General features: G+C 67.7%; 19 protein-coding genes and 2 pseudogenes. 10 read left to right on the top strand and 11 right to left on the bottom strand.

All coding sequences use genetic code 11. From position 1 onward, the window contains the following. Positions 1 to 139 precede the first annotated feature (139 nt). A complete protein-coding gene (locus OG787_RS46225; protein WP_405539484.1) occupies positions 140 to 895 on the top strand; it encodes a FadR/GntR family transcriptional regulator in 756 nt (251 codons plus the stop codon). A gap of 7 nt (positions 896 to 902) precedes the next feature. On the opposite strand, the gene OG787_RS46230 is transcribed toward OG787_RS46225, so the two are convergent. From OG787_RS46230 to OG787_RS46245, 4 genes are all read right to left on the bottom strand, one after another. Next, positions 903 to 2312 carry an FAD-binding oxidoreductase gene (locus tag OG787_RS46230; protein ID WP_405539486.1) on the bottom strand — a complete coding sequence of 470 codons (1410 nt, stop codon included), beginning with the start codon at positions 2310 to 2312 and terminating at the stop codon, positions 903 to 905. Continuing rightward, a complete protein-coding gene (locus OG787_RS46235; RefSeq protein WP_405539487.1) occupies positions 2309 to 3892 on the bottom strand; it encodes an acyl-CoA synthetase in 1584 nt (527 codons plus the stop codon). The genes OG787_RS46230 and OG787_RS46235 overlap by 4 nt, the downstream gene beginning before the upstream one ends. Continuing rightward, a complete protein-coding gene (locus tag OG787_RS46240; protein ID WP_405539489.1) occupies positions 3889 to 5061 on the bottom strand; it encodes a thiolase domain-containing protein in 1173 nt (390 codons plus the stop codon). Before OG787_RS46240 ends, OG787_RS46235 begins: the two co-directional genes overlap by 4 nt. Before the next feature lie 215 nt (positions 5062 to 5276). After that, a complete protein-coding gene (locus tag OG787_RS46245) occupies positions 5277 to 6488 on the bottom strand; it encodes a PucR family transcriptional regulator (RefSeq protein ID WP_405539490.1) in 1212 nt (403 codons plus the stop codon). Positions 6489 to 6717: 229 nt separating this feature from the next. On the opposite strand from OG787_RS46245, the gene OG787_RS46250 reads away from it, so the two are divergent. Further along, positions 6718 to 7650 (top strand): PCC domain-containing protein, encoded by a 933-nt coding sequence (locus tag OG787_RS46250; RefSeq protein ID WP_405540777.1) that lies wholly within the window; start codon positions 6718 to 6720, stop codon positions 7648 to 7650. Between the two features lie 278 nt (positions 7651 to 7928). On the opposite strand, the gene OG787_RS46255 is transcribed toward OG787_RS46250, so the two are convergent. Further along, a complete protein-coding gene (locus OG787_RS46255; RefSeq protein ID WP_405539491.1) occupies positions 7929 to 9947 on the bottom strand; it encodes a Shedu anti-phage system protein SduA domain-containing protein in 2019 nt (672 codons plus the stop codon). Between the two features lie 473 nt (positions 9948 to 10420). Between OG787_RS46255 and OG787_RS46260 the strand changes: the two are divergent. Next, a pseudogene (locus OG787_RS46260) lies at positions 10421 to 10624 on the top strand (transposase); the annotation flags it as partial. A 9-nt stretch (positions 10625 to 10633) separates the two neighbouring features. Here the strand turns inward: OG787_RS46260 and OG787_RS46265 are convergent. After that, positions 10634 to 11302 (bottom strand): FMN-dependent NADH-azoreductase, encoded by a 669-nt coding sequence (locus OG787_RS46265; protein ID WP_405539492.1) that lies wholly within the window; start codon positions 11300 to 11302, stop codon positions 10634 to 10636. Positions 11303 to 11530: 228 nt separating this feature from the next. Between OG787_RS46265 and OG787_RS46270 the strand changes: the two genes are divergently transcribed. Beyond that, complete coding sequence (locus OG787_RS46270; protein WP_405539493.1) at positions 11531 to 12127, top strand: TetR/AcrR family transcriptional regulator; 597 nt, start codon at positions 11531 to 11533, stop codon at positions 12125 to 12127. A gap of 7 nt (positions 12128 to 12134) precedes the next feature. Here the strand turns inward: OG787_RS46270 and OG787_RS46275 are convergent. From OG787_RS46275 to OG787_RS46285, 3 genes and pseudogenes are all read right to left on the bottom strand, one after another. Next, positions 12135 to 13070: pseudogene (locus tag OG787_RS46275) on the bottom strand (DUF6081 family protein); the annotation flags it as partial. Positions 13071 to 13216: 146 nt separating this feature from the next. Further along, positions 13217 to 13981, bottom strand: coding sequence for an SDR family NAD(P)-dependent oxidoreductase (locus OG787_RS46280; protein ID WP_405539495.1), 765 nt, complete (start codon positions 13979 to 13981; stop codon positions 13217 to 13219). 105 nt (positions 13982 to 14086) lie between these two features. After that, positions 14087 to 15028: a nuclear transport factor 2 family protein gene (locus OG787_RS46285; RefSeq protein ID WP_405539496.1), complete on the bottom strand. Its 942-nt coding sequence runs from the start codon at positions 15026 to 15028 to the stop codon at positions 14087 to 14089. Between the two features lie 305 nt (positions 15029 to 15333). Here OG787_RS46285 and OG787_RS46290 point away from each other — a divergent pair, with 305 nt between their 5' ends. Beyond that, the gene (locus tag OG787_RS46290) at positions 15334 to 15771 is read left to right on the top strand and encodes a reverse transcriptase/maturase family protein (RefSeq protein WP_405539498.1); all 438 of its coding nucleotides are present in this window, start codon (positions 15334 to 15336) and stop codon (positions 15769 to 15771) included. Here OG787_RS46290 and OG787_RS46295 read toward each other — a convergent pair. Beyond that, positions 15768 to 16584 (bottom strand): IS5 family transposase gene (locus OG787_RS46295; RefSeq protein WP_405539499.1). Its coding sequence is split into 2 segments (ribosomal slippage): positions 15768 to 16218 and positions 16217 to 16584, totalling 819 coding nucleotides; the frame shifts between segments, so codons are not numbered across the junction. The two genes, OG787_RS46290 and OG787_RS46295, sit on opposite strands and share 4 nt — an antisense overlap. A gap of 324 nt (positions 16585 to 16908) precedes the next feature. Between OG787_RS46295 and OG787_RS46300 the strand changes: the two genes are divergently transcribed. From OG787_RS46300 to OG787_RS46320, 5 genes are all read left to right on the top strand, one after another. Then, positions 16909 to 17883, top strand: a complete 975-nt coding sequence (locus tag OG787_RS46300; protein WP_405539501.1) for an LLM class flavin-dependent oxidoreductase — start codon at positions 16909 to 16911, stop codon at positions 17881 to 17883. Beyond that, complete coding sequence (locus OG787_RS46305) at positions 17880 to 18878, top strand: LLM class flavin-dependent oxidoreductase (protein WP_326731678.1); 999 nt, start codon at positions 17880 to 17882, stop codon at positions 18876 to 18878. The genes OG787_RS46300 and OG787_RS46305 overlap by 4 nt, the downstream gene beginning before the upstream one ends. Before the next feature lie 498 nt (positions 18879 to 19376). Next, positions 19377 to 20618: a cytochrome P450 gene (locus OG787_RS46310; RefSeq protein WP_405539503.1), complete on the top strand. Its 1242-nt coding sequence runs from the start codon at positions 19377 to 19379 to the stop codon at positions 20616 to 20618. Positions 20619 to 21426: 808 nt separating this feature from the next. Then, on the top strand, positions 21427 to 22893 hold the full coding sequence (locus OG787_RS46315; protein WP_405539505.1) for an MFS transporter: 1467 nt from the start codon (positions 21427 to 21429) through the stop codon (positions 22891 to 22893). A 554-nt stretch (positions 22894 to 23447) separates the two neighbouring features. Continuing rightward, complete coding sequence (locus OG787_RS46320; protein ID WP_405539507.1) at positions 23448 to 24155, top strand: TetR/AcrR family transcriptional regulator; 708 nt, start codon at positions 23448 to 23450, stop codon at positions 24153 to 24155. Between the two features lie 216 nt (positions 24156 to 24371). Here OG787_RS46320 and OG787_RS46325 read toward each other — a convergent pair whose 3' ends face one another. Then, entirely contained in the window at positions 24372 to 24968 is a 597-nt protein-coding gene (locus OG787_RS46325; protein WP_405539508.1) for a TetR/AcrR family transcriptional regulator, read from the bottom strand. Positions 24969 to 25119 lie beyond the last annotated feature (151 nt).

The following is a 25119-nucleotide window of genomic DNA, read 5'->3' on the forward strand; positions in this document are numbered from 1 at the left end:
GCGATGGTTGGGCGATCTCCCCGCACCCACCGATCTTGGGAAGGGGTGGCGAGTCGGGGGCATTGGTTGACCGAAAGGGGTATCGGTACGACCATTGGTTTGGACGCTGAATCAACCCGGAGTGGAGAGTGTGAGTTTCGTGGTCGACGAGACGCTGGTGTCGGATTACTTCGACGACCCGCTGACAGCCCAGCTCGTTCAACAGGTGCTCGCCATGTCACCGGGCGCCCAGCTCCAGAGCGAGCGTGATCAGGCCGAGCAGCTCGGCGTGAGCCGTACGGCGCTTCGGGACCGTCTGCGTCACCTTGAGGCGGTGGGCGTGCTGGAGCGGCGCAGCGGTGCCGGGACCTTTGTGCGGCAGATCCAGCCGGAGATGGTCAGCCAGTCCCTCGCCCTGGGCCTGATGGCCTCGCACATGACGATGCCGTCGCTGCGTTCGGTACGGATCGCGCTCGAACGACAGGCTGCGATGGAGGCATCGCAGGCCAGGGACCACGTGAGCATCGCTCAAATGCACGTGGCGGTGGACCGCATGGAAGCGACCGACGACCGCGCCGAGATGTACGCCGCTGACCTGGACTTTCACCATGCCTTGTTCCTGGCCTGCCGTTCACCCGGATTGAAGTTCTTCGCGGACTCGCTGTCCAAGCTGCTGTCGCGTTCCTTCGTCAAGCTCGACACCGACGATCAACGCGTGCAGGTTCGCTCCGTACACCGAGCGATCTACGGAGCGGTTGCCGCCGGTGATCCAGTCGCCTCCATGCAGGCGATCGATGATCATTTCGATCTGCTCGACAAGCTGAACCAGCACTTCGAAAGCCTGGCGGGGGCAGAACAGAAGGACCGGGCCGCCCTGTCTCCTTCGTCGCTCGACGGCGATCAATCCGTCGGCTGAGGGACGTTCACGGTGCTCGCCGACTGATGTCAGCCGTATGGTCGACGAGGACGGCCTGTGGGTTGAGGATTCCTGTGGGATCGAGCGCGGCCTTGATCGCGTAGTGCGTCGCGACCCCGACCGAGCCCAGCTCGGTCGCCAGCCATTGCCTCTTCAGCCTGCCGACGCCGTGCTCTCCGGTGACCGTGCCCCCGAGACGCAGGGCCTCCTCCACGATGGAGTCGAACGCCGTGCGCGCGGCATCGCAGGAGGCCGGATCCCCGGCGTCGTAGATGATGGTGGGGTGCAGATTTCCGTCTCCGGCGTGTCCGAACACGCCGATGGTCAAACCGGACCGCCGACTGATCCGTTCGATCCGCGCCATGAGAGAGGCGATCTCCGTGCGCGGCACCGAGACGTCGTCAAGGAGCCAGTCCCCGAGCTTTTCCAGAGCTGGCAGGGCGAGGCGACGGGCTTCCAGGAGCATGGCACCCTCGGTCGGGTCGGAGGTGGCGTAGACCTCTGAGGCGGCGTGCTTGATGCAGATCTGTTCGATCTCGCTGAGCGCGTCCACCGCGTGCGGGTCGTCGCTCTGGATCAGTAGCAGAGCGGCGTCGTCGCCGAGGCCCATACGGGTGAGCCGGTCGACCGCCCGGATGGTGGTGCGGTCGAGGATCTCGAGCATGGACGGGGTGATGCCGGCGCCGATGATCCCGGCGACCGCCTGGCCAGCATCGGACAGGGTGCCGAAGGGGGCGACGAGCGTGTGCGGCGGACGGGGCTTCGGTACGAGTCGCAGGACTGCTTCGGTGACAACACCCAGGGTGCCTTCGGAACCGACGAACAGGTGCGTCAGGTCGTAGCCGGCGACTCCCTTGACCGTACGCCGCCCGGTGCGCAGGATCCGTCCGTCGGCCAGGACCACCTCCAGGCCGAGCACGAAGTCGCCGGTGACGCCGTATTTGACGCAGCACATTCCGCCCGCGTTGGTGGCGATGTTGCCGCCGATTGTGCTGAATTCCACGCTGCCGGGGTCGGGCGGGTAGTACAGGTCGACTGCTGCCGCCGCTTTGCGCAGTGTGCCGGTCACGACTCCCGGCTGGACCACGATCAGCCGGTTCGCCGGGTCTGTCTCGACGATCGCAGCCATCCGGTGGAGGCTGAGCACGATCGCGTCCGTGGGGGGATTGGCTCCGCCGGACAGCCCGCTGCCCGCACCCCTCGGCACGACGGGGACACCGTGGCGGTGGGCCGTGGCCAGGCACGCGGACACCTCGCCGGTCGTCCGCGGCGTCACTACGGCGGCGGGTGTCGCCCGAGTGGTGAGGCGGGACTGGTCGCCCGCGTAGGCCGGCAGGATGTCCGGGTCGGTGATGACGATCTCGGCGGGCAGCGCGGTCAGGACGGCCCGCACGCCGGGCGGGGCGGACGCGCTCACGAGGTCTCCTCCGCGGGCGGCCAGCCCTGCGCTTCCAGCCGGGCCCGTATCGTCCGCTTGACGATCTTTCCGTATCCGGACTTCGGCAACTCGTCCCAGAGCAGGAAGTGCCGGGGAATCTTGTAGCGGGAGAGCCGGGGTCCGAGCCAGTGCCGTAGCTCGTCCGCCGAGACCTGGGAATCGGGCCGGGCGACGCACACCGCCGTACCCACCTCACCCCACAGCGGGTGCGGCATGCCGAGGACCGCGACTTCGGCGATGGCCGGGTGGTGGAGCAGCTTCTCCTCGATGTCACGGGGATGGATGTTGGACCCGCCGGAGATGTACATGTCCGAGGATCGTCCGGTGATGTAGAGGTAACCCTGCTCGTCGAACAGGCCGAGATCACCGGTACGGAACCAGCCGTCCCGGAAGGCGGCGTCGTTGGCGGCGTCGTTGTCGAGGTAGCCGGCGAACACCGCCGGACCCGCTACGCAGATCTCTCCCTGGACGCCGGCGCCGAGTGCGCTGCCGTGTTCGTCCTGAACGCTGATCTGCATGCCGGTGCGAGGGGAGCCGCACGTGGTGAACTCGACGCCGTCCGGACCGGTCCTGTCGTGTTCGTCGGGCCGCAGCACCGTGATGTTGCCGGTGACTTCGGCGAGACCGTAGTACTGGACCAGGACGTCACCGAGGGCCTGCCGTGCGCGCCGCTGGTCCGCCCGGTACATCGGAGCGCCGGCGTAGATCACGTGCCGGAGCGAGCTGTGGTCGTGTCGGTCGACCGCCGGGTGCTCGACCAGGAGCTTCAGGATCGTCGGCACGGTAAACATGTTGGTGACGCGCTCCCGCTCCACGAGCTGCCACACTTCGGCCCCGTCGAGCCTGCCGGAGGCGGTGAGCACGGTGGCCGCGCCGCGGGCCACCTGCGGCAGGAGGTGGACGCCGGCGCCGTGCGACAGGGGTGCGACGACCAACGAGACGTCCTGGTGGGTCGTGCCCGGCAGCAGGTCGGCGAGCTGGTTCGTGACCACGAATCCCATCTGGTTGTGGGTCAGCACGGCAGCCTTCGGGGCTCCGCTGGTGCCGGAGGTGAAGAAGTACCAGCACGCGTCGTCCACACTCACCGGCGTGTTGTCCACGGAGCCCGGCGGCAGGGCGGCGACCGCGTCCGCGGTGTCCGTACCGGCGCCGATCCACAGGGTCCCGGCCGGCAGGGGATGACCGGCCCGGACCGCCTCGGCGTGCTCGGCGAGGTCGCGATGACACAGCACGGCCACCGGTCGGCACACCCCTGCGATCACCGCCACCTCAGCGGGAGAGAGCCTGGAGTTCGTGGGTGCCAGGACGGCACCGATCCGCCAGACCGCGAACATGGCCTGGACGAACTCGACATGATTGGGGCTGTGCACCAGCACGCAGTCCCCGGCGCGGACTCCCCGGCGCCGTAGCTCCGCCGCCAGCGAGCCGACCGCCTTCTCCAGGTCCTGCCAGCTCCACCTGACCTCGCCGCACACCAGTGCCAGGTCCGCAGGCAGCCGACGGGCCGTCTGGGACAGCAGCTCGGCCAGGTTCACCGCACGGTCGGTCTGCCGCTTCATCGTGCGCTCCCCAGCACCGTGGCGTAGTTCGCGACCGCTGCCCCGCCCATGTTGAACACCCCTACCCGGTCCACCGAGGGAAGCTGCATACCACCGGCCTCTCCGGTCAGCTGCATAGCGGCCATCACATGCTGCGACACGCCTGTGGCGCCGACCGGGTGCCCCTTGGCCTTCAGCCCGCCGGACACATTCACCGGCAGTGCTCCAGTACGTTCGGTGATGCCCTCGGCGATCACGGTGGCGCCCTTCCCCGGCTCGGCCAGGCCGAACGCCTCGTACTGCAGCAGTTCGGCCACGGTGAAGCAGTCGTGTGTCTCCAGCAGGTCGAGGTCATGCACAGAGCAGCCGGCTTCCGCGAGCGCCGCCGTGAACGCGCGCGAGGCCCCGTCAAACCGCAGCGGGTCCGGGCGGCTGCTCAACTGGAAGGGTTCGTTCGCATGCGCCCGGCCACGCACCGTCACCGCCCGGCGGCTCCCGCGCGCCACGTCGGACGCGGCCACGACGACCGCCGCCGCGCCGTCGGAGACCATCGAGCAGTCGGTGCGCAGCAGCGGTCCCGCCACCCGGGGGTTGCGCGCCGACTCGGTGGCACAGAACTCGAACCCCAGGTCCTTCTGCAGGTGGGCGTACGGGTTCTGGACGCCATTGCGGTGATTCTTCGCGGCGATCCGCGCCAGTGCCTCGCGCTGGTCCCCGTAGCGCTCGAAGTACTGCTGCGCGAGCAGTCCGAAGATGCCGGCGAAACTCCCGGCGCCTGATTCGGTACGGCGGTGACAGGCACCCAGCAACGCGTCGTTGACCTGGTCGGGCGTGACCGCTGTCATCTTCTCCGCACCGATCACGAGAGCGGTCTTCCCTCGCCCGGACTCGATGAAGTCGAGCGCGGTGAACAGCGCCGCGCTGCCGGTGGCGCAGGCGTTCTCCAGGCGGGTCGCGGGAACCCGCGCCAGTGCTGGAGCGGCCGAACCGACCAGGGCGGCCTCGAAACTCTGCTTCGAGAAGCCGGAGTTGAAGACGCCCACGAACACGGCGTCGATGTCACCCGGTTCCAGCCCGGCATCCTCGACGGCTGCCGTGGACACCTCTGCCATCAACGACTCGACGTCGTCATGAGCCGACTTGCCGAAACGGGTGTGCGACCAACCGGTCAGGCTTGGTGGTGCGGCCATGCTCAACCTCCGGAGGAGCGGATACGCGCTTGCCGGGAGTATCGGACGCTCAACCCGGAGCAGGACACCGCGTGTAGTCGAGGGCGCCATGGCAAGATTTCTCTGTTTGTAGAAGCTGGCACGTGATCGACTCCTCCTGTACGTCCTGCGCCATGGTCCAGCAGGCCGCCGGGCAAGATGACGGGCCACGGCCGTGACCCCCAGCGCGCCGGGGGCTACTTCACGCCTTCCAGTAGCGTCAGCACACACAGCCCGACGTGCAGGTTCAGCCGGTCGTCGCCTCTGGTCAAGTCGAGACCGGTGATCTCCTCGATCTGACGCAGCCGGTAGTACAGCGAGGTCCGGTGGATGTGCAGGGCCGCAGCCGCTTGCGGGCTTGACCCCGCATGATCGAGGTAGACGGCGAGTGTCTGCACCAGCCTGTTGTGCGAGTCCTGGGCGATGAGGGCGCGCAGTGGTGCGGGGACGAGGTTCGGCGTGAGGCGCTTGGCGGGGATCTGCAGGAGCGGCGCGTAGGCCCCCAGTTCCGCCCATTGGGCCACACCCTCGAATCCGGGCAGCATCCTGGCCGCCCGGGTCGCGATCGCCGCACGTTCGTACGAGACCCATGCCTGGTCCAGGCCGGCGCACGGATCACCGATCCCGACGACACAGCGGGCACCGCCTACGACCGCGTCCTGCACCTGTTGAGCGACAGCGGTTGCTTGACGGCGCAGTTGGTCCTGGGCGGGTTCCTTGTCTCCCAGTTGCAGGAGCACGGCCCGACAGTCCTTGACGAAGTAGGCCGCCGCGGCCGGATCGGGCCGCGCGAGCGTCTCCATTGAGGCGCGAAGCGCGAGTTCGATCTGCGCGGTCTCCGTATCGGCCTCGTCCCATACATCGAACACGCTCACCGTCACGGACGGCACCGTGCGCACGCGTTGCCCCTCTTTCAGAGACTCAAGAGCCTTCTTACGCTGCTTCTCCGATCCACTCAGGACTTTACGGAGAGCGGTCTCCCGGGCAGCGCGGTGCCGGTCCGCCACAAGGAATTCGCGGTACAGCACCGCTGCCATCGCGGCGACCGCGTCCTGAACACGGTTCATCTGGTCAGATGTCAGCGAGCGGTCCGGGTCGATCACCATCAACAGAGCCAGAAGGACCCCGCGCCAGCGGACCGGGGCGCACAGCCGAGCCTGGAGACGCAGGTCCGGACGGGCCGGGATCACCCCGGGCTCGGTCCACCGGGTGACGCCCTGTGCCAGCAGATACCCGATGACGGCGCTTCCCGCGTCGCGCTGCAGCACAGCGTGGACACGCACGGCGTCCTCGTCGCCGAAGTGCCTACTGGCGCACAGCAGGTGAATCGTGGGGTCGTTGATCGCCACGGAGCGTCCGAGGCTCTCGGCCAGAGCATCCACTATGCGCTGCAGTTCGTTGTCGATCATGCCGGTCGAGCGGGCACTCAGCGAGTCCGCCCTGCCTCCGTCCGCCGTTGAGCAGGCGCGAGCCTGCCGTTTCCTACAGATGGAGAAAACGCTACCGCTCGGTCTCGACACCACGCGGTACACCGCATTAGGCCTGACGCGAATACTCGGGCTCGTCACTGCCGTCACCACGGCAAGCCGTCCGAGCCGGGGTCACTCTCCACGCTCGGTGTCCCACGAGGAGGGGCACATGCTACGCCAGCCTTTCGATCTCACCAGCGAGGCAGCAGCCGAGCTCGTCGAGCCCCCGCAGCCACTGGTCCATCCGGGGCCCCGGAACACCCGTCGCCGCACCTCGGTGGCGACGGATTCCTCATCGGTCCATACAACCCTCACCACTGGAATGCGACTCCTCGACTCTCTCGGCCGGGCCGTCGATGACACCGGCTGCACCAGCGCGCAGGTCGAGCTCATGGGGGGCACGCTGAGCCGGGTCTCCTACTGTGTCCCGGCGATCTGCACAGACGGCTCGGTTCCCTTGACCTACAGCGCCACCAGGGAAGCCGAGACACCGGCTCAGCTGTTGACGGCGTCCGTCACCCTCGGCCATCGCGACGGTGAGCGTTTTATGCACTGCCATGCGGCCTGGATAGACACACGGGGCAACGTGAGCGCCGGCCACCTCTGGCCGGAGACCTTGATCGGCGACGTACCGGTCTACGCCGTGATCCACACACTGCCCGATGTCGATCTGATCAGTTCGACAGACCCCGAGACCGCCATGCCGACGTTCGTGCCTGCCGCGCGGACGCTGGCGGTTGACGGACCCCGGTCGTCGGGGAGTCGGGCTGTGATGTCCCGGGTAGGACCGGGCGAGGACCTGACCCGGGCGGCGATGGAGATCTGTCGGGAGTACGGCTTCGCACACGCGATCGTACGTGCGAGCCTCGGCAGTCTCGTCGGAGCACGCCTGAGGCAGGGCAACGACCTGCAGGCCGTCGACGGCCCCGGGACGGAAGTCGTGAGCGTTGTCGGAAGGCTGCACGCGCGGGGTGACACGGTCGACGGTGAACTCGCGACCATTCTCGTCGACCGTCACGGGCAGGTTCACGCGGGTCAACTGATGCGCGGCCACAACATTGTCGCCATCACTTTCGAATTGTTCATCACGGAAGGAAGCTGAGGCAGCGAGCTATGGGTCGTCGTCTGGCCGGAAGTCGCCCTCGTCTTCGGCGCCGGATCGAGTGGCGACTGCCATGAGCAACGGCAAGGCCACAGCCCTTGCCACCCGGGAAGGCGCCCGCGTCGCGGCGATCGACGTCCATCCCCTCCAGGCTGTCGGCGTACGGACTTAGATGGCCCTGGCAAGTTTTCCGTGAAGCCGGGATGTGCCCCCGTGCGCCGGTAACATTCCGTCACGGGTAGCGGCAGTGTCGGCGAGCGCCCTGGCAGCGTTCCGCCTCAGTGATCCTCGACGATGAAGCAGGCCCGCTCGTAGAGTTCGTCGAACGTGATTACTTCGACGTCCTGGATGGATGTCCGGTACAGCTCGAAGGAGCTCATCTTCTCCGGGTTCACGGCGCCGTTGTGGGTGAACTCGCGCAGGCTCCCGATCACCACGACCTGTCGCGGGCGGGTGGTGGACAGTTCGGTGTTTGTCGGGGTGCCGTCTTCCTCGTAGATCCGGGTGAGGAACTGGCTGGAGATGAGCTGTTGGGCCTTGCTGGCCGTCTTTTGCACCTGCGCCACGCCGCCGCCGAGTTCCTTGGATGCCTGGTAGACGCCCGCGCGGTACGGGGTCCTGGAGAGCAGTTCGGTGTCGTGGGTCTTGATCTCGCAGAAGAGCATGCTGCTGATCAGGCCCTTGGACCGCATGATGGCGTCGATGCGTTTCCCGGCTCCGCCGAAGATGTTGGCGCCGGTGGTGATGCGTTCCAGTTTGCCGTCGTTGATGGATTCGCAGGCGATGAGGTTGAGGCCGTAGCCGAATATCCACTGATTCGCCTCGAAGAAAGCCTGCCAGACCGCCTCCGCCCCGCGTGTCGTTGCCAGGCTCTCCTCCTGCCGGAAGTGGTCCGGATCGATCAGCAGTCGCTCGAACCTTTGGAGCTGTTCCTTGCGGTTGCTGATCAGCCGGATGTCCTCCTCTGTGAGCCCGCCGCCGATGGCTGTCCTGACCGCACCGAGAACCGTCGTCCGGTCCTGGCCGGTCAGCAGCTGGGCCAGTTGGGCCTCGTCGCTGGCCACGAGCTGGAGGGAACTGCCGGGTGTGCTCAGGCCGGTGCAGCTCTGGAGGAAGTTGATGACTTTCCAGAAGTTCTCGTGGACGTCCCCGGTGTCGACGAGCGCCTTGACGGCCCGGGTGGTCCCGGTCTCAGGCACTTTCTGCGTGGCGGAGACTTCCCCAGCCTTCTTCTTGTCCTTCTTCCAGAGCTTGATCCTCGGCGTGAAGGTGTTGCCCTTCTTAATGATGGTGACGCTGCACAAGGTCGCTACCTGCGGCCGGTCGTCGAGGACGAAGTCGGTGATCATCCGGCGTGCGCGGGTGTCATAGAGGTAGTGGAACCCGCTGCTGTCCTGCGAACCGTGGATCTCTAGGTCGGTGAAGTCCCTGCGGGTGACATCGAACTCGGTGGTGGAGAAGGGGAGTCGGAAGCCTCGAACGATGGGGGTAGCGGGCGCTGCGGCTTGGGTCCGCCAGTCCGGTGGGATGTTGGGCAGCGGCCGGGTGTCGCCTTCGACCACAAGGTCCTGGACGTCGATGCGCCCAAGCTGGGTGAGCACGGACTGCAACGTCCGCCAGACCACCTCCTTCACCCCCGGGGTGCAGGTGGGCAGAAGTTCGCGCTCCACCGTCAGGACCGCCTCGTAGGTGTCAGCCGTCCAACCGTCACCAGGTGTGGGATGGAAGGAGCCGCCATCACGGCGGAGGGCCAGGACCGCGGTGCGGAGCAGGTCGCGTGGGGTCTCCTCGCCAGCGCAGTCCAGGAGACTGAAAGCCTGGCCGAGGACCAGGTCGAGCTTGCCCGTGTCCTCGTCCTCCAGCGGCAGCGGAATCAACGGGCCTCTAGGCGCAACTCGTACCGGCTCATACAGGGGGCGGCCCGAGAGGAACTCGTGCGAACGCAGCCCCCATCCGTCCGGCGCCAGAAGCAAGTTCAGTTCCTCGACGTGCTTTATAGCCTCCTCGACGTCAGCCGCCACTTCAGGATGGACCATCCGTACCAGAAAGGTGAGCAGTACCTCGTCCGGTCCGTGGGAGAGCTCCAAGCGGGAGTCCTCGAAGATCCAGTCGTCGGGCAGGTCTTGGTTGTTGAACCGGTGCTGCTGGATATCGGCGCGGACAGTCGGAAGCTGGCTGTTGCCGACTGGAGGCCGGTCCAGGTCGTAGAGGCCCTCCAGGAACGTCACCTCGTCCATTTCGCCCCACCAGGGTCGCGACATCCCACGCAGGTACTTGAAGATGTCACGTCGTGTCACCGCCGTGATTGTCGGCGGCTCGTTCGCTCTGGCGGGATCGGTGGAAGTCATGCGTCCAGGATGGACGGTTAGGCAGTAGGGCGCCGGACAATTGAGACTTTCACCTCGTCGAACACGCTGCCACCCACACTCGCCCCCCGCACCGCCTCCAGGTGTGGGGACACAATCCGTGCGAGGTCGCCACACTCGCCGACACTGCCGCTACCCGTGACGGAGTGTCACGGGTAGCGGCGCTGGAGTCCGGCCATGAGGATGACGCGGTGGCGGAGGAGTGGAACCCCGGCACGGTACGACGACCGAACTCACGAAGGCAGGGGCCTGAACCGCATCCCTCTTGTCGAAGCACTCACGGTGCTGCATACATCCCAGACGTCTCGCCGGCCCCTGCCAGGACTGGCCAAACGACCAACCCACGTGTCTATTAGGCGTACTTCTCCGCTGGACACCTGGCCTGGCTGCGCGAGCGCGGGCTCGTCGCGCGCATCGCGCGGCCCGGCATCGAGTCCGGCGAACGTCTCGGTCGGCACCGCTGGAAGATCGAACGGTCGATCGCCTGGCTCTTCGGCTACCGTCGCCTCACCGTCCGATACGAACGAAAGCGCTCGCACTTCCTCGCTTTCCTCGGCCTGGCCGCCGCCCTGACCTGCTACAAGAAGCTCGCGAAACTTGCCACGTGAGACAACCTCTTAGGCAGCCTGGAGCTGGGAGGCCTCGGTCAGGGCGGCATCGAGGGCGAGCTTGCGCTGCTCGGGGCCATAGTTGACACCTTCGGCGCGGACGAACTCGAGGTTGAACACGCCGAGGAAGCCGAACCAGCTGGCCAGGAACTTCTCCTGATGCTCGAAGGCGTCCATCGGCGGCGCGGTGTACACGCCACCGCGGGAGGAGGCGACGATGATCCGCTTGCCGCCGGCCAGGCCCTCCGCGCCGGACTCCGTGTAGCGGAAGGTCTTGCCCGGGGCGGCGAGGGTGTCGATCCATGCCTTGAGCTGGCTGGGGATGCCGAGGTTGTACAGCGGGGTGCCGATCACGACGATGTCGGCGGCCAGGAACTCCTCCAGGGCCCTGTCGATGGCCTGGTAGTCGCTGAGGACCTGCGGGGCGACGTCGCCGGCGACCTCGCCCGCCTCGACCTTGACGGCGCCCGCGTTGAGTGCCCCGCCCTGGGCGGCGACAGCGAGCTTGTGCGCCTGCACGGCCTCGCTGTGGTGCGGGACGGGCTCGGCCGCCACGTCGCGGTAGGTGATCTCCAGACCGGGGATCTCCCGCTTCAAGCGCTCGACGACGGCAGCGGAGATCTGGCGGCTGGCGGACTGGTCACCGGAAATGCTGGAGTCGATGTGCAGGAGCTTCATCTCTGTCCTCTGAACTGGTTATGCCGGGGCACCGCGCCCTTGTGGCCGGTGTCTGACGGTTGGCGTTTCACGCATGCGTATGACGGGCATGGACGTGTGGGGCGAAGTCGCTGCCGTGCGCCATTGCCGCAGCTGCGTGGTCAGGCCGGGATCACCGGACCGCTTTCTTATCGTTCGCTAATAAATAGACTACACCGCTTTCTTAGCGTCTGCTATAGAATAGTTGTCATGAAGACCACCACCGGTCGGCCGCGTGCCTTCGATCGGGACACGGCACTGGACCAGGCCATCCGTCTGTTCTGGCGGCACGGCTACGAGGGCACCTCGATCGCCGCCCTCACCGAGGCGATGGACATCAGACCACCGAGCCTGTACAGCGCGTTCGGCGACAAGCGGACTCTGTTCAAGGAGGCCGTGCTGCGCTACATGACCACCTACGGGGCTGCTACGACCCGCGCACTGGCCGAGGAGCCCACGGCACGGGCCTCGATCGAGCGGATGCTGCGGGAGGTGGTCGTCGCCTACACCGACCCGACTCACCCGACGGGCTGTCTCGTCACCTCCGGGGCAACGAACGTTACCCCGCAGTCGGCCGACGTCGAAGCCGATCTGCGCCGGTGGCGCAATCTGGGCAAGCAGGCCATCACCGACCGGATCGCCGCCGGGATCGCCGCCGGTGAGTTCCCGGCCGGTACGGACGCCGACGCATTGGGCACCTACGTCGTGACAGTCATGCAGGGCATGGCCCAACAGGCACGCGACCTGGCTGGCCGCGAGGTCCTGGACAGCGTTGTCACCGCCGCGATGCGCGCCTGGCCCGCCTGACAGTGCGTCATGTGGTGACAGGCGTGCTCCCGACCACGAACCGGCTGACGCTGAGTGCTGCACCCTGCCCGAACAGCCGGCTCTCGGGCCGACTCTCCTCGTCCACGAACGCCTGGTCCTGTGGCGCACCCTTGCCGGGGTGGAAGTAGAAGTCCTCTGCGCTGGAGAGCCGGACCAGCTCCGGGCCGCCGGCCGACGCTCCGTCGAGCAGGGTGACCAGGGCGAGTCCGCCGTTGAGGCGGTGCGGTGTCACGAGCGCGTCCTGGCCGCGGTAGTCGAGGAGCAGATGCCGGTGCTCGGGGCGGTGGCCGACCTGGGTGACCCGGTGGACCTCGGTGCCGTCGATGAGCCAGCAGGCGAGGGTCTGGGCCGGAGCGTAGGCGATCGCCAGGTGGTGCCGGTCATGCGGGGAGCGCCGCGCGACCGGGATCGCCGCGGTGAATGAGGCGGAGTCGCCCGGCTGGGCGCGGAACCTAGGCAGCCGCTCGTACACGGCGTAGATCTGTTCGTTGGTGAGCAGGAAGTCGAAGACCTGCCCGCTCACCGGGTCCATGACGTTCATCGCCGCCGCGAGGCGTATATCGCCCTCCGGGTCGGGCACCGCGTCGCCGAACGGATGGCTCTTGGCACCGTAGACCTGGCCGGACACCCAGGCATGGAACGACAGTTCACGGCCGGGCTCGACATCGAAGCCGACGACCTTGGTGGACGCCTGATGGGTGGTGGAGGCGTGCCACTTGATGTGGTCCAGCGCGCCCGGCAGACCGCCGCTGCGCTTCTCCGGCTCCAAGGTCAGGGTGATCGCCGGCTCCCCGCTCTGCTTGTTGAAGCCCGCGACCACGACGCGCGGCCCCTCGGCTGATGTCGTGACGACACCGTCGTTCGGCGCGCGGGGTCCGGCCGCGGCGAACGTCCACCGGGCATCGGAGCCCTCGGTGGCGAAGCCGTCACGGAAGCCGCTTTTCCCAGGGCCTGCGGGATGCCATGACGGAACCTTTCATCGGAGTAGGCGTTCCCGAGGGTGTACGGGCCGGGCGGAGGCGGGCTCGCCTCCGCCCGGCGAGTGAGCGGGACCAGCCCGCCGCCCTCCTACAGCTGACCGCCGCCGGTCGCGTCGATCAGGGCGCCGGTGATGTAACGGGCATCGTCGGAGGCGAGAAAGGCCACAATGTCGGCCATGTCCGCCGGTTGGCCCACCCTGCCGAGCGCCGCGACGCTGGACAGCCACGCGCCGGTCTCGGGATCCTCCATGAGGGGCGCGGTGGCGTCGGTCGCGATGAAGCCGACTGCGACATTGTTGACGGTGATGTTGCGGGCTCCGAGCTGCTTGGCCAGGGTTCGGCCGAGCACGTCGAGCGCGCCCTTGGTCATAGCGTAGGAGATCGCTCCCGGGAACGCGATCCGGGTGACGCCGGAGGAGATGTTGATGATCCGGCCGCCGTCACCCATCAGGGGCAGTGCCCGCTGGATGATGAACAACGGCGCCTTGGCGTTGACCGCGAAGACGTGGTCGAAATCCTCCGCAGTCGCCTCCTCGACGGATCCGGTCGAGCCGATTCCCGCGTTGTTGACCACGATGTCCAGGGCGGTCTCACCGGTGTGCTTCCGCAGCCCTTCCTCCAGCTGGGTGAACAGGTTCTCGACGTCCCCGTCCTTGCCCAGCTCGGCGCCGATCGCGAAGGCGCGTCCGCCGGCCTCGCTGATGGAGGCGACCACGTCCTTCGCGGCGGCCTCGTTGGTGCCGTAGTGCACGGCGACCAGAGCCCCGTCCCGTGCAAGCCGCTGTGCGATGCCGCGCCCGATGCCGCGGCTCGCGCCCGTCACCAGAGCGGTCTTGCCCTGCAAATCAGTCATGATCAATCCAATTCGGTGGGCCCTGCGCGTGGCCGTGAGCAGATCCACGTTCCGTTGAGCCACGGCGCTGCTCCGACCCGACGGGCAGGGATGGATTCGGGTGGGTCAGAACATGCTGTTGTCGTTGGCCGAGGTCGCCGGAATCGGCTGGATGATGTCCCAGAACTCGACGACCTTGCCGTTCTGGACCCGGAAGACGTCCCAGATGGCCAGTCCGGGCTCATCGGGGGTGCGCTGCATGTGGTAAAGGAGCGTGACCAGGTCGCCCTCGGTGATGACCTTCTCGAAGGTGACGACCGCGTCGGGGTATTGAGCGAAGGTCTGGGCGAAGAGTTTCTTGCCGGGGGCGATGCCGTTGTCGACCACCGGACTGTGGGTGGGGTACGGGTCGACGGCGTGGCGGTCGAGCGCGGTCAGGTCCCGTTCGATGGCGAGCTCACGGAACATGGTGATGGCGACCTGCTCGCTGGCGGCGGCGGAGGCGCGCGGGTCCGGCCGGGACGTGCGCGGGGTGGAGATGACGGAGAACATGTCGTTGCCGCTGACGGTGGTCTCCGGGACCTGCTGGGAGACCTCCCACTGCTCGGCGATCCTGCCCCGCTGCACTCGTACGATGTCGACGACCGCCAGCCCCTTGGTGCCGGGCTCCAGGATCAGGTTGCTGTGCACCGCGACCTGGTCCCCCTGGGCGATGACCCGCTTGACGAGGAGACGGGCCTGGGGGTGGGCGGCCTTCAGGTCGGTCACATGGCGTCGCAGCGCGGCCGCGCCGTCGGCCAGGCCGGGGTTGTGCTGGATCAGGTCGGGCCGCACATGGGTGCCGATCGCAGCGAGATCTCCGTGGTTGTAGAGCCGGTCGAAGAAACGGGTCACCATCACCTTGTTGAAGGCGGTCCGGCCCTGGGCGTCGAAGGACGCCGCAGTGGTGGCCGTGCCCGCATGGGACGGGGACGCGGAAACCGCGGGCGCGGTGGCGAGCAACGTGGCCGCCGTGACGGCCAGCGCGGCGAGCGACCTGCCCGGGTGACGAGAGCGCAGTGTGGACACAGTCCTGCCTCATTTCGTGGGTGTGACGGGAAAACGAGTTCGGCGAGCCTGCAAGGTGCGGGTGACGCGGCTCTGCCGCACCAACCATCCTTATCGGTCACTACAAAACAACGTACACCAACTTCCTTAGCGAACGCTATAGAAGCTGGTGCCGACCTGAAACGCGGATTTGATCGGGTCGCAATACGCAACCAAGCGACCTTTCCAGCATGTGAAGGGCGGGGAACGGCGGGACACCGCCTGCGCCCCAAGTCGGCCGTGACCTCCCGCGTCTGCGCCGTGGACCGGACGACCGCGGGCGCCGGATGGGCCTTGGGGCAAGGCCCAGTCTCCTGCTGGAGGCATACTACGAACCGCGGTTCTCGGCCAGGTCGCACGGTTTCCGCCCCGGCCGGGGCTGCCACACCGCACTCGACGAGATCGCTTCGACATGGACGGGCACCACCTGGTTCATCGAGGGCGACATCAAGACTTGCTTCGACAACGTCGATCACCACGTCCTCATGGGCCTGGTGGCCGAACGCATCAAGGACCGCAAGATCCCGCAGCTGGTCAGCGCATTTCTGCGGGCCGGAGTTGTCGAACTGCACGGTGGATTCGCGGAGACCCTCACGGGCACTCCACAAGGAGGAGTGGCCTCTCCGCTGCTGGCCAACATCTATCTCTCCGTCCTGGACCGGCATTTCTCGCGGATCTGGGACACCGAGATGAGCCCCTTGCGCCGCCGGGCTAAGAGGTCCTAACAAAGGCGCTGGATACGCCGGTGGGTGATGAGGCAGGTGGCGAGGCCGAGGAAGGCTTCGTGGATGTCGTCGCGGCGCTCCCATCGGATGCGCAGGCGGCGGAAGCCGTGCAGCCAGGCGATCGTTCTCTCGACGACGTACCGGAAGATGCCGAGGCCGGAGCCGTGTGGTTGGCCTCGTTCGGCGATGACCGGGCGGATGCCGCGGGCCCAGAGCAGGCGCCGGTACTTGTCGTGGTCGTAGCCGCGGTCGGCGAGGAGTGCGTCGGGCCGGTGCCTGGGCCTCCCGACGACGTCGGCCACGGCAGGGACCTTGTCCAGCAGCGGCAGCAACTGCGTGACGTCGTTGCGGTTTCCGCCGGTCAGCGACACCGCGAGCGGGATGCCCTGTCCGTCGGTGAGGACGTGGTGCTTGCTGCCCGGCCGTGCGCGGTCGACCGGGCTGGGCCGCTTTTGGGCCGCGCCGAGCGGCCCGCACATGGGAGGAGTCGATCACCGCCCGCGACCAGTCCAGCTTCCCCGCGGCCCGCAGCTTCTTCAGCAGCACCAGGTGCAGTTCGTCCCACACGCCGGCCTCGTTCCATGCGGCCAGGCGCCGCCAGCATGTCATCCCCGACCCGAAGCCCAGCTCCTGGGGCAGGTACTCCCACTGGGTGCCGGTATGCAGCACGAACAGAATCCCGCACAACGCCTGCCGGTCCGGCACCCGCGGCCGGCCCTCCACCAGCTTCGGACCCGGCTCGGGCAGCAACGGCTCGATCGGCGACCACAGTTCATCCGACACGATCCAAGGCCGCGACTGACGTTTCCCCACGACCAGACCAATGACCACCCAAGCCGAAAGTCACATGATCAACAACTTCTGTTAGGACCTCTAAGTCCTGGCTCATCGCTCCGACTCGTCGATGGGCAGCTGGCAGAGGTGCTGCGGCCCCGGATGGCTGGCGGAGGGGGCGCGGGCATGAGCAGGCCGAATCCATCGTCGAGGCAATCACCCCGCCATGCTGAACTAATATTACACTTTGAGTATTGTGTGTTCCATTCGTCGTGCTGCAAGCTCTGTGTGTGCGCCTGTTCGCGCACGCAGCTGGACAGGGAGAGGACAGACTCGGTGCCGACCTTAGGTATGCGGTTCGATATGAGGGTGCCGGAGTGGGCGGCGCCGCCGCAGGCGCTGTACGCGGCCGCTCTAGACCTGGCCGCCCACGCGGACCGCCACGGTTTCGATTTCCTGATGATCTCGGAGCACCACGGCGCGGAGGACGGCTACTGCCCCTCGCCCCTGATGCTCGCCTCAGCTTTCGCCGCCCGCACCTCGCGGATCCGGCTGCGGATCGCCGCGCTGGTCCTGCCGCTGTACCACCCCCTCCGGGTGGCCGAGGACGTGGCGGTGCTCGACCTCGTCAGCGGTGGCAGGGCCGAAGCGGTGCTCGGCGCCGGGTACCGGGAGGCCGAGTTCCGGATGCTCGGCGCCGACTTCGCCGCCCGCGGGCGGCTGTTGGACGAGGGCGTTGAGGTCCTCCTCCAGGCGTGGACGGGGGAGCCCTTCCAGTTCCGTGGCGAGACGGTGCGGGTGACCCCGAGTCCGATCCAGCGGCCCCACCCCCGGCTGCTCATCGGCGGTTCGTCGCGAGTGGCGGCTCGGCGGGCGGCTCGGCTCGGGCTTGAATTCGTCCCGACCGATGCCACCTTCTTCGCTGCATATCAGGCCGAGCGGGCGGCCCGAGGCCTGCCGCCGGGGCCCGAGTTCCAGCTGGGCCCGTACTTCCTGCACGTCGCCGAGGACCCGGAGCGGGACTGGCGGCGCATCGCCCCGCACGCCCTGCACGATGTCGACACGTACGCGCGCTGGAACGCGGACGCCCATGACAGCCAGAAGCGGATGTTCGAGGGGACCTCGGCCGACGATCTCCGCAAGGGGTCGCGTTTCAAGATCCTCGATCCGGCGGGCGCCGTCCGGCTCATCCGCGACCTCGGCGAGGACTCGATCGTTCAGCTGCACCCGCTGATGGGCGGCATGGATCCGGACCTGGGCTGGGCGAGTGTGGAGCTGTTCACGTCCAAGGTGTTGCCCGAACTGGGCATCGCACGTGGTGTGGAGGAGACGGTATGAGGCTCGGCGCGGTCATGATGTGGGGCGACGACCTGGAGGTGTTCCGCAGGCAGCTCCGCCTGGCGGAGGATCTGGGCTACGAGGTGATCGGAATCGGGGACTCTCCCGCCGCCTGGCACGATGTGTATGTGTCGTTGGCGGTTGCCGCACAGGAGGTACGGAACGCCACACTTGCCACGATGGTGACCTTTCCCTTCGTACGGCATCCCGCCGCCACGGCCGGCGCCGCCTCGACGCTTCACGAACTCACCGGCGGGCGCTTTCAGCTGGCGCTCGGCGTTGGTGGCAGTGGTACCGCGACGCTCGGTCGGCCGCGCCCCAGGATTTCCGAGGTGCGCGCGTACCTCGGCGCCGTACGCGAGTTGCTGGAGGGAGGCCGCGCCGAGGTCGACGGCTTCACCACCACACCGCTGCGGTGGGCCCGCAGCCTGCCGATCCACCTCGCCGCGGACGGCCCGAAAGCGCTGCGACTGGCCGGTGAGATCGCCGACGGTGCCATCATCGGCGTCGGGCTGTCGCTCGACCTGGTGGCCGAGAAGGTCGAGATGGTCCGAGAAGGTGCCCGTGCGGCGGGGCGTGACCCCGACTCGATCGAGATCTGGGGCATGGGCTTCGTCTCTGTACGGGACACCCGTGCCGAGGCCAACGCGGACATTGTCGCGATGCTCGCCTCCACCGGCGGGATGGGCCTCAAAGCGCCGCACATGCGCGCGCTTGTCCCGCCCCATTTGCTGAGCGCCGTCGAACAGCTGGAGCGCCAGTACACCCCGGCCGATCACCTGGTGATCGGAAGCCGTCAGGCGCAGCTGGTGGAGGAGCTGGGGCTGACCGACTTCCTTGCAGGGCTGCGGGGTGTGACCGGGAGCCCTCAGGAGGTGCGCACCTATACCGAAGAGCTGGAGAAACTGGGCGTCAGCTGCCTGCTGGTACCGCTCCCGGGACCCGTCGACCCGGAGGGAACCCTCAGGCGGATGAGCGCGGCCGTTCGCGGCTGACCCGTCGGGACACCGGCTGCACATCGAGAGGGGCCTGGGCCGCCGACACGGGGGAGTCCGCCGTCGTGGCGCCTGGCCCGGTGACCGACGCGGCCATCGCCGAGGGCTCCAGGACGTGACCGCCGAGTCGGCGAGCGCCTGCCGCCACGTTCATCCCCGCCGTGCCACCGCCTCTTCCTCATCATGCCGAAGGCTGTCCCGGCGCCGACGACAAGACCGACCGAGCGTGACCGGCGGCTGGTCGGTTTCCATCGAACGGCATACGCATGACGGCACACCTAAGGAGCTGACATGACGGATACCGGCCTCGACACCGAGACCGTGGACGAGATCGCCGCCAAACTCCGATGGCCTCGACCCGTGACTCGGCAGCGACCCGTACAGGGTCTGCACCGCCATACGGGAGCGGACCTCCGGCTCGCCCCGACGCCATCCATCGACAGGCCGGCCGAGCGGCCGGCCTCGCCGCCTCACACGCGGCGCATGGGGAGATGACGTATGACCACCCATAACCCGATGTCCCTGAATGATCCGTCGGTGATCGAGTGCCCGTTCCCGGCCTACCGGACGCTCCGCGACCGGGCTCCTGTCGTGGAGACGGCCGCAGGCCTGTACCTGGTGTCGCGTTACGAGGACGTTCTGCGCATTCTCAAGGACACGAAGACTTTCTCCTCCCGCTGGTCGAGGGACGCCTTCGACATGTTCGGCCCGTCTCCCGTACGGGACGAGATAGGCGAGATGCTCGCCGGCTGTCCGGAGACGCCCACGCTGCTGGACAACGATCCACCCGACCAGACCGCGGTCCGCTCCCTCGTCGCCAGGGTCTTCACTCCGCGCAAGGTGAAGGCCATGGAACCGCGGATCCGGGTGCTGGTAGAACGGCTGTCGGAGCCCTGGGCGGACCGGGGCCGGGTGGAGTTCGGCTCCGAGTTCGCCGAGCCGCTGCCCGCCCTGGTCACGGGGGAGGCACTCGGTACCGATCCCGGCATGGACGAGCGCCTGAAGTTCTGGTCCGACGAGATCATGAGCCGGGGTGCTGGGCCGCAGCCCCCGGAACGCCAGCTGGAAGTGGCCCGGCACATCGCCGAGATGAACGACTACTTCCTCGGACTGATCCATACACGGCGGCGCACGCCACGTGAGGACCTGATGTCGCTGCTGGCCGGTGCGCGCCTGGACGACGGCTCCGCCTTGACGGACACCCAGATCGTCAACATCGCCAGGACCTTCCTCATCGGTGGCAACGAGACGACCACCTTCCTGCTGACCAGCACCCTGCACCGGCTGGCCACCGACCCGGCGCTGGCCAGCCGGATACGCGCGGAGCCGAAGCTGATCCCGGGGCTCACGGAGGAACTGCTGCGCCTGGAGTCGCCCGCTCAGGGAATGCCGCGCTATCCCGTCCGGGATGTCGAGATCGCGGGGGTGACCATTCCGAAGGGTGCAACCGTCTTCGTGATGTTCGGCTCCGCCAACCACGACGACGAGGTCTTCGCGGACTCCGACGAACTCGATCTGGACCGGGATTCCCAGCGGTCGGGCCGCCACCTCGCCTTCGGTTTCGGAGCCCACTTCTGCCTGGGTGCCCCACTGGCGCGGGCCGAGATGCGCATCGCGCTGGAGACGCTGCTGCCGCGGATGGGGGACATCGCGCTCGACCCGACAGGGCGGACGGTCCGCAACCAGAGCGCGATGCTGCGTGGACTGACGCACCTGGACCTCGTGTTCCAGCCGATCTGACCAGACCACCGTGTCGCCAAATTGCCAAGGAGGCTACTCATGGGGGGACCGGGGCGCGACGCAGTCGAGGACGTCGCGGCCATTCGGCCGAAGCGGAGGAACGTGCTCACCCCCTCCGTGGTCGACGCCCGTGCCCCGACACGCGGATCACGGCCGAGGCACCCCGGCGGTTGCCGTCCGCGAACGGTGTTCTGGCCGAGTTCCGGACCGGGGCGTCGGCCGTGGCATTCGAAGGCCGGTCGCCCGTGCTGGACCCGGTGCGGGCCTGAACCGAAGCGCCCGAGGGCGCTGGGACCCGCCTGGAGAGGCGGGCGCCTCGGCCGTACGGCAGGTGGGCGGCGACCTCCGGCAGCGACTCGGCGCCGATGGGACCTGGTACACGACCGCCGGGCGACAACGTCGGAGCCGACCGGCAAGGCGGAACTGAGTCTGCCCGCTGCGACGCCGAGCGGCGGGACTCTCGGCTGTGCGTCCGGGGCGAGCACGCCCCGTTCCGTACGCCGTTGGTCGCCGCAACCGGGCAACGGTCGCTGACGCAGCGTCACACCATCGGGCCCGAGCGGTCCAGCGGCTCCTGACCAACGACCAGGCCGTGCGACAGCGGGCCACCGAAGTGGCCGCCGAGGCCATGGCGACCCCTGCGCACGGCACGATCGAGTTCGCCGACGAATACCCGCCGTATCCGGCCACCCATGACAGACCCGGAGCGACCGACCCGAACCGACGCCCCGCAGGCCGGACCCACGGGCTGCATCCGCACAACCCTCCTGTTCCCCCACCGTGCTGAACGCGCGAAGGAGCCGCACCCATGACCATTCAAGAACGGTCCGATGACGTCAGCGAAAACTCCCCGGAGAGCGGAGGTGTTTCGGGCTTCCGTGAATTCGCCGTCATCGCCGCTCTGATGTTCTCCGCCATGCCCTTTCTGCTGGCTGAGTCGCTCTATTCGCCCGCTCTGCCGGCATTCGCGGCCCACTACGACAAGCCGATCTCCGATGTGAGCTGGCTGCTCACCGGCCACACCCTGTTCGCGGCGGTGATCACACCGGTCGCCGGCCGGCTGGGTGACCTGTACGGCCGGGGCAAGCTGCTTGTCGTCGTCATCACCGTCACCGGGATCGGAGCGGTCGTCTCGGCGACGGCTCCCAATCTCACGGTCGTGATCATCGGCCGGGTGCTGCAGGGGGCCACGGTCGCCGCCGTGCCGCTGGCGCTCAGCGTGGTCCGGGACGCGCTCCGCCCCGAGCGCGTCGGCTTGGGCGTCAGCCTGCTCAGTGCGGTCTTCGGGGTGGGCGGGGGATTCGGCTTCCTTTTCTCCGGACGGATCGTCGACAACCTGGGACTGGACTGGCTGGCCTGGTCGGTGGCGATCGTCGCGGCGATCGGAGTACTGCTGCTGCTCGCCACGGTGTACCACTTCAAGCCGTCGGCCGCCGGCGGACGCAAGAACGTCGACTGGTACGGCTCGCTCCTGCTGGCGGTCGCGCTCGTACCGCTGCTGCTGTACATCAGCAAGGGCACCGAATGGGGCTGGCTGTCATCGAACGGGTTGATGTGCCTGGCACTGAGCCTGCTCGGTGCTGCCGCCTTCACGAAGGCGGAGCTGACCGTACAGCATCCGATGGTGGACCTCCGCGCGCTCTCCCGCAGGGCCGTGTGGTCGCTCAACCTACCGGCCCTGGCCGACAGCGTCGGCAGCCTCGGGGCCAACTTCCTGATCCCACAGCTCGTCGTGATCGGAGCGGTAAGGACGGACTGGAACTGGGGGCAGACGGCCACTGACGTGGGAACACTGATGCTCGCCGGCAGCATCGGCATTCTGCTCGGTGGCCCGCTGACGAACGTTCTCAAGAACAGGATCGACCACACAACGATGCTGGCAGCCAGCTTCGCCATCTTCTTCGTGGAGTACACGATGATCGCGCTCTTCCACGGGACCCATGCCATGGTGGCCGTGGCGCTGTTCCTCGGCGGCGTCGGCTTCGGGATATGCAGTGCGGCCGTCGCCAACCTGGTGATCCGGGGTGTCGAACCATCGCTGACCGCCGTGACGATGGCGGCCAACTACACGCTGCGGCTCATCGGCGGATCGATACTCGTGCAGGCACTCGCGGCCATTCTGACCACGAGTGCCTCCTCTCATGGTGGTGCGCCGACCGAAACGGCTTTCCGGACAGCTGCGTTCACCTGCGCCGGGCTGGTGCTGCTCGGCGGGCTGTCGACCAGGCTGATCCCGAGGGGCGCCGACCACTCAGCACTCGCCCCTGTGCGCTGAACGGCCCGCGACGGCTCGACCTCGGGCTGCCACTGTGCGCGGGCAGGATCTTGCTGACCGCCTTCTGGAGAGCGTGGCGCGTCTGGGACTCGCCGATGCTGGTGCTGAGCCGCATGCCATGTTCCGCTTCGGAGTAGTCCGCGATGGTTAGGCTGGGGCGCGGTGCTGCCCGCCCCCCTGGCCGCGCCGTCGACGAGGAGCGTCTGCCCGTAGGCGCGGCGATGACTGTGAAGTCGGTGGCGGCGTTTTGCCCGCCTCCGAAGACCTCGCCCCCGCTCACACCCGCTAGGCCGCGGACCTCGTCCACCACGCCGGCCGCGCCGATACCGATCGAACCCGAGAATTCGCGACGGTCATTGCGGGCGACCTGCGCCTTGCGCACAGATTGACCGTGGCTGTCTCCCGGTCATAAGGTCGTTACCGGGACGCTAAGAATATTGATCGTCCCTACGTGTCCGGCAATGACGCCGCGTCGCCGTACTGTGCGCACGCGCCATGACCTGCCGGTCAGCTGCGGCGCGAACTCCGCGCCTGGGCGGCGGAGGAACAACGGTATGAACGCGACCGGGGATGATGTCCGTCAGGCCAGCAGCAGATTGGTGCAGAAGCCGAAGACGGTTCGGGAAGCGGAGATGGTCCAGCGCATCGTCACCGGTGCGCTCCGGGCGGCGAGCCGTCGCGGCGTGAGCGGGCTTTCGGTGCACGATATCGCGGTCTCTGCGGGTGTTTCTCGCGCCACCGTCTACCGGTACTTCAGCAGCCGGGAAGCCGTACTGGACTGTATGGGCGCGCGGCTGCGGCAATACTGGGAGCAGGCCCTGCGCGAGGCCATTCGGGCGGATCCCGATCCTGACCACCGGGTGCGTCTGGTGATGCAGAGCATGCTGTCCATGGATGACCTCATTCCGGAGACGAAGGCTATCCGTGAGCGGGAGCTCGGGTTTGTCCTTGCGTACGTACAGCGGCACTTCGTGGAATATATCCAGGTCATCGAGTGGGCGTTGGCTCCGGTCGTGGACCGTTCGAAGGCGGTGTGGACCGGGGCGCTCACCAGTCGGGAGGCTGCGGAGATGCTGCTGCGCATCGTCATGGCGGACAGTTTCGTCCCCGGTGGCCGACTCGGTGGACTCACTGAGCGGGTCGATGCGTTCCGGGCGCTCGTCGGCGGCCGCGTGCCCGATTCCGATACGAGGGCAACAGCGCCCGCTGCTCAGGGGCCGGGCCTGGGACTCCGGCTGCTCCCCGGCCGCGGTACGGGGTGAACACCCGCGCCCGCTGAATTACGCGTATTCGACAGAGGCAGGGGCCCGCAGCGGACGCGTGTCCGTGGGCCATCGGGGATGGTGAACCCCAAAAGCAGGTAGCGCAGAGGCCTTGGTGTGACCGCATGAGCTGGCAGGAGCCTGGAGCCGTGGTGCAGGGGCGGTCCCATGTCGGGCGACATCCAGGATCGCGCGGAGTCGAGCGCCTGGCTGTGCTCAGCCCGCAGCGCGGGTGAGGCGGGCCGTTGATTCAGGGGTGGCAGTCACGGATCGCCAGAGGGCGGCCACGCGCCGAGCGGTCTGGTCGGAACCGGACGACGGGACGAGATACACGGACAGGGTCAGACGGATGAACATCTCGGCCAGTTGTCGTTTGGTGAGAGTGCCGTCGCGTACGGGTGGGGCTCCCTTGAGGACAGGGTCCAGGGCTTCCGAGATGATCGCGAGCAGGGTGGCGAACTGCTGGGAGAGGAAGTCCAGTACGAACGAAGGTTCCGCGTCCACGATTCGCACCATGTCCGGATGGGTCGTGCGGTAGTCGAGGAGGGCTTGCAGTACGACTTCCAGGCGGTCCTCGGGGTCGGGGTGACCCGTGACGGCGTCCTTGAGGGTGGTGCGAAAAGTGCGGTCGACGTACTCACCGACTGCTTCCAGGACCTGGTCCTTGCTCTTGAAGTACCTGTAGAGCGTGCCTCGGGAGACACCGGCCTCGGTGCAGATGTCACTCATCGAGAACTTGCGCACTCCGTAACGGCCCATGGCGCGGATGGCGCCTTCGGCAATCTTCTCGGGTGTGCTGCTATTCGAGGCCACCGGACCACTTTACCATCAGATGAGTCATGATCTGTTCAATCCGACCAGAACAGGGGGAGTGGGAGACGGCTCGGGTCGGCCTGTTACCAGGCGCGCAGTGATGCCCTGGCCCGAGGCCGGGCGGGGGGTGGAGCGGCTGCCCCCGCCCGGC

Origin of the sequence: Streptomyces sp. NBC_00075, from assembly GCF_045041225.1 — a bacterium.
Taxonomy (GTDB): domain Bacteria; phylum Actinomycetota; class Actinomycetes; order Streptomycetales; family Streptomycetaceae; genus Streptomyces; species Streptomyces adonidis.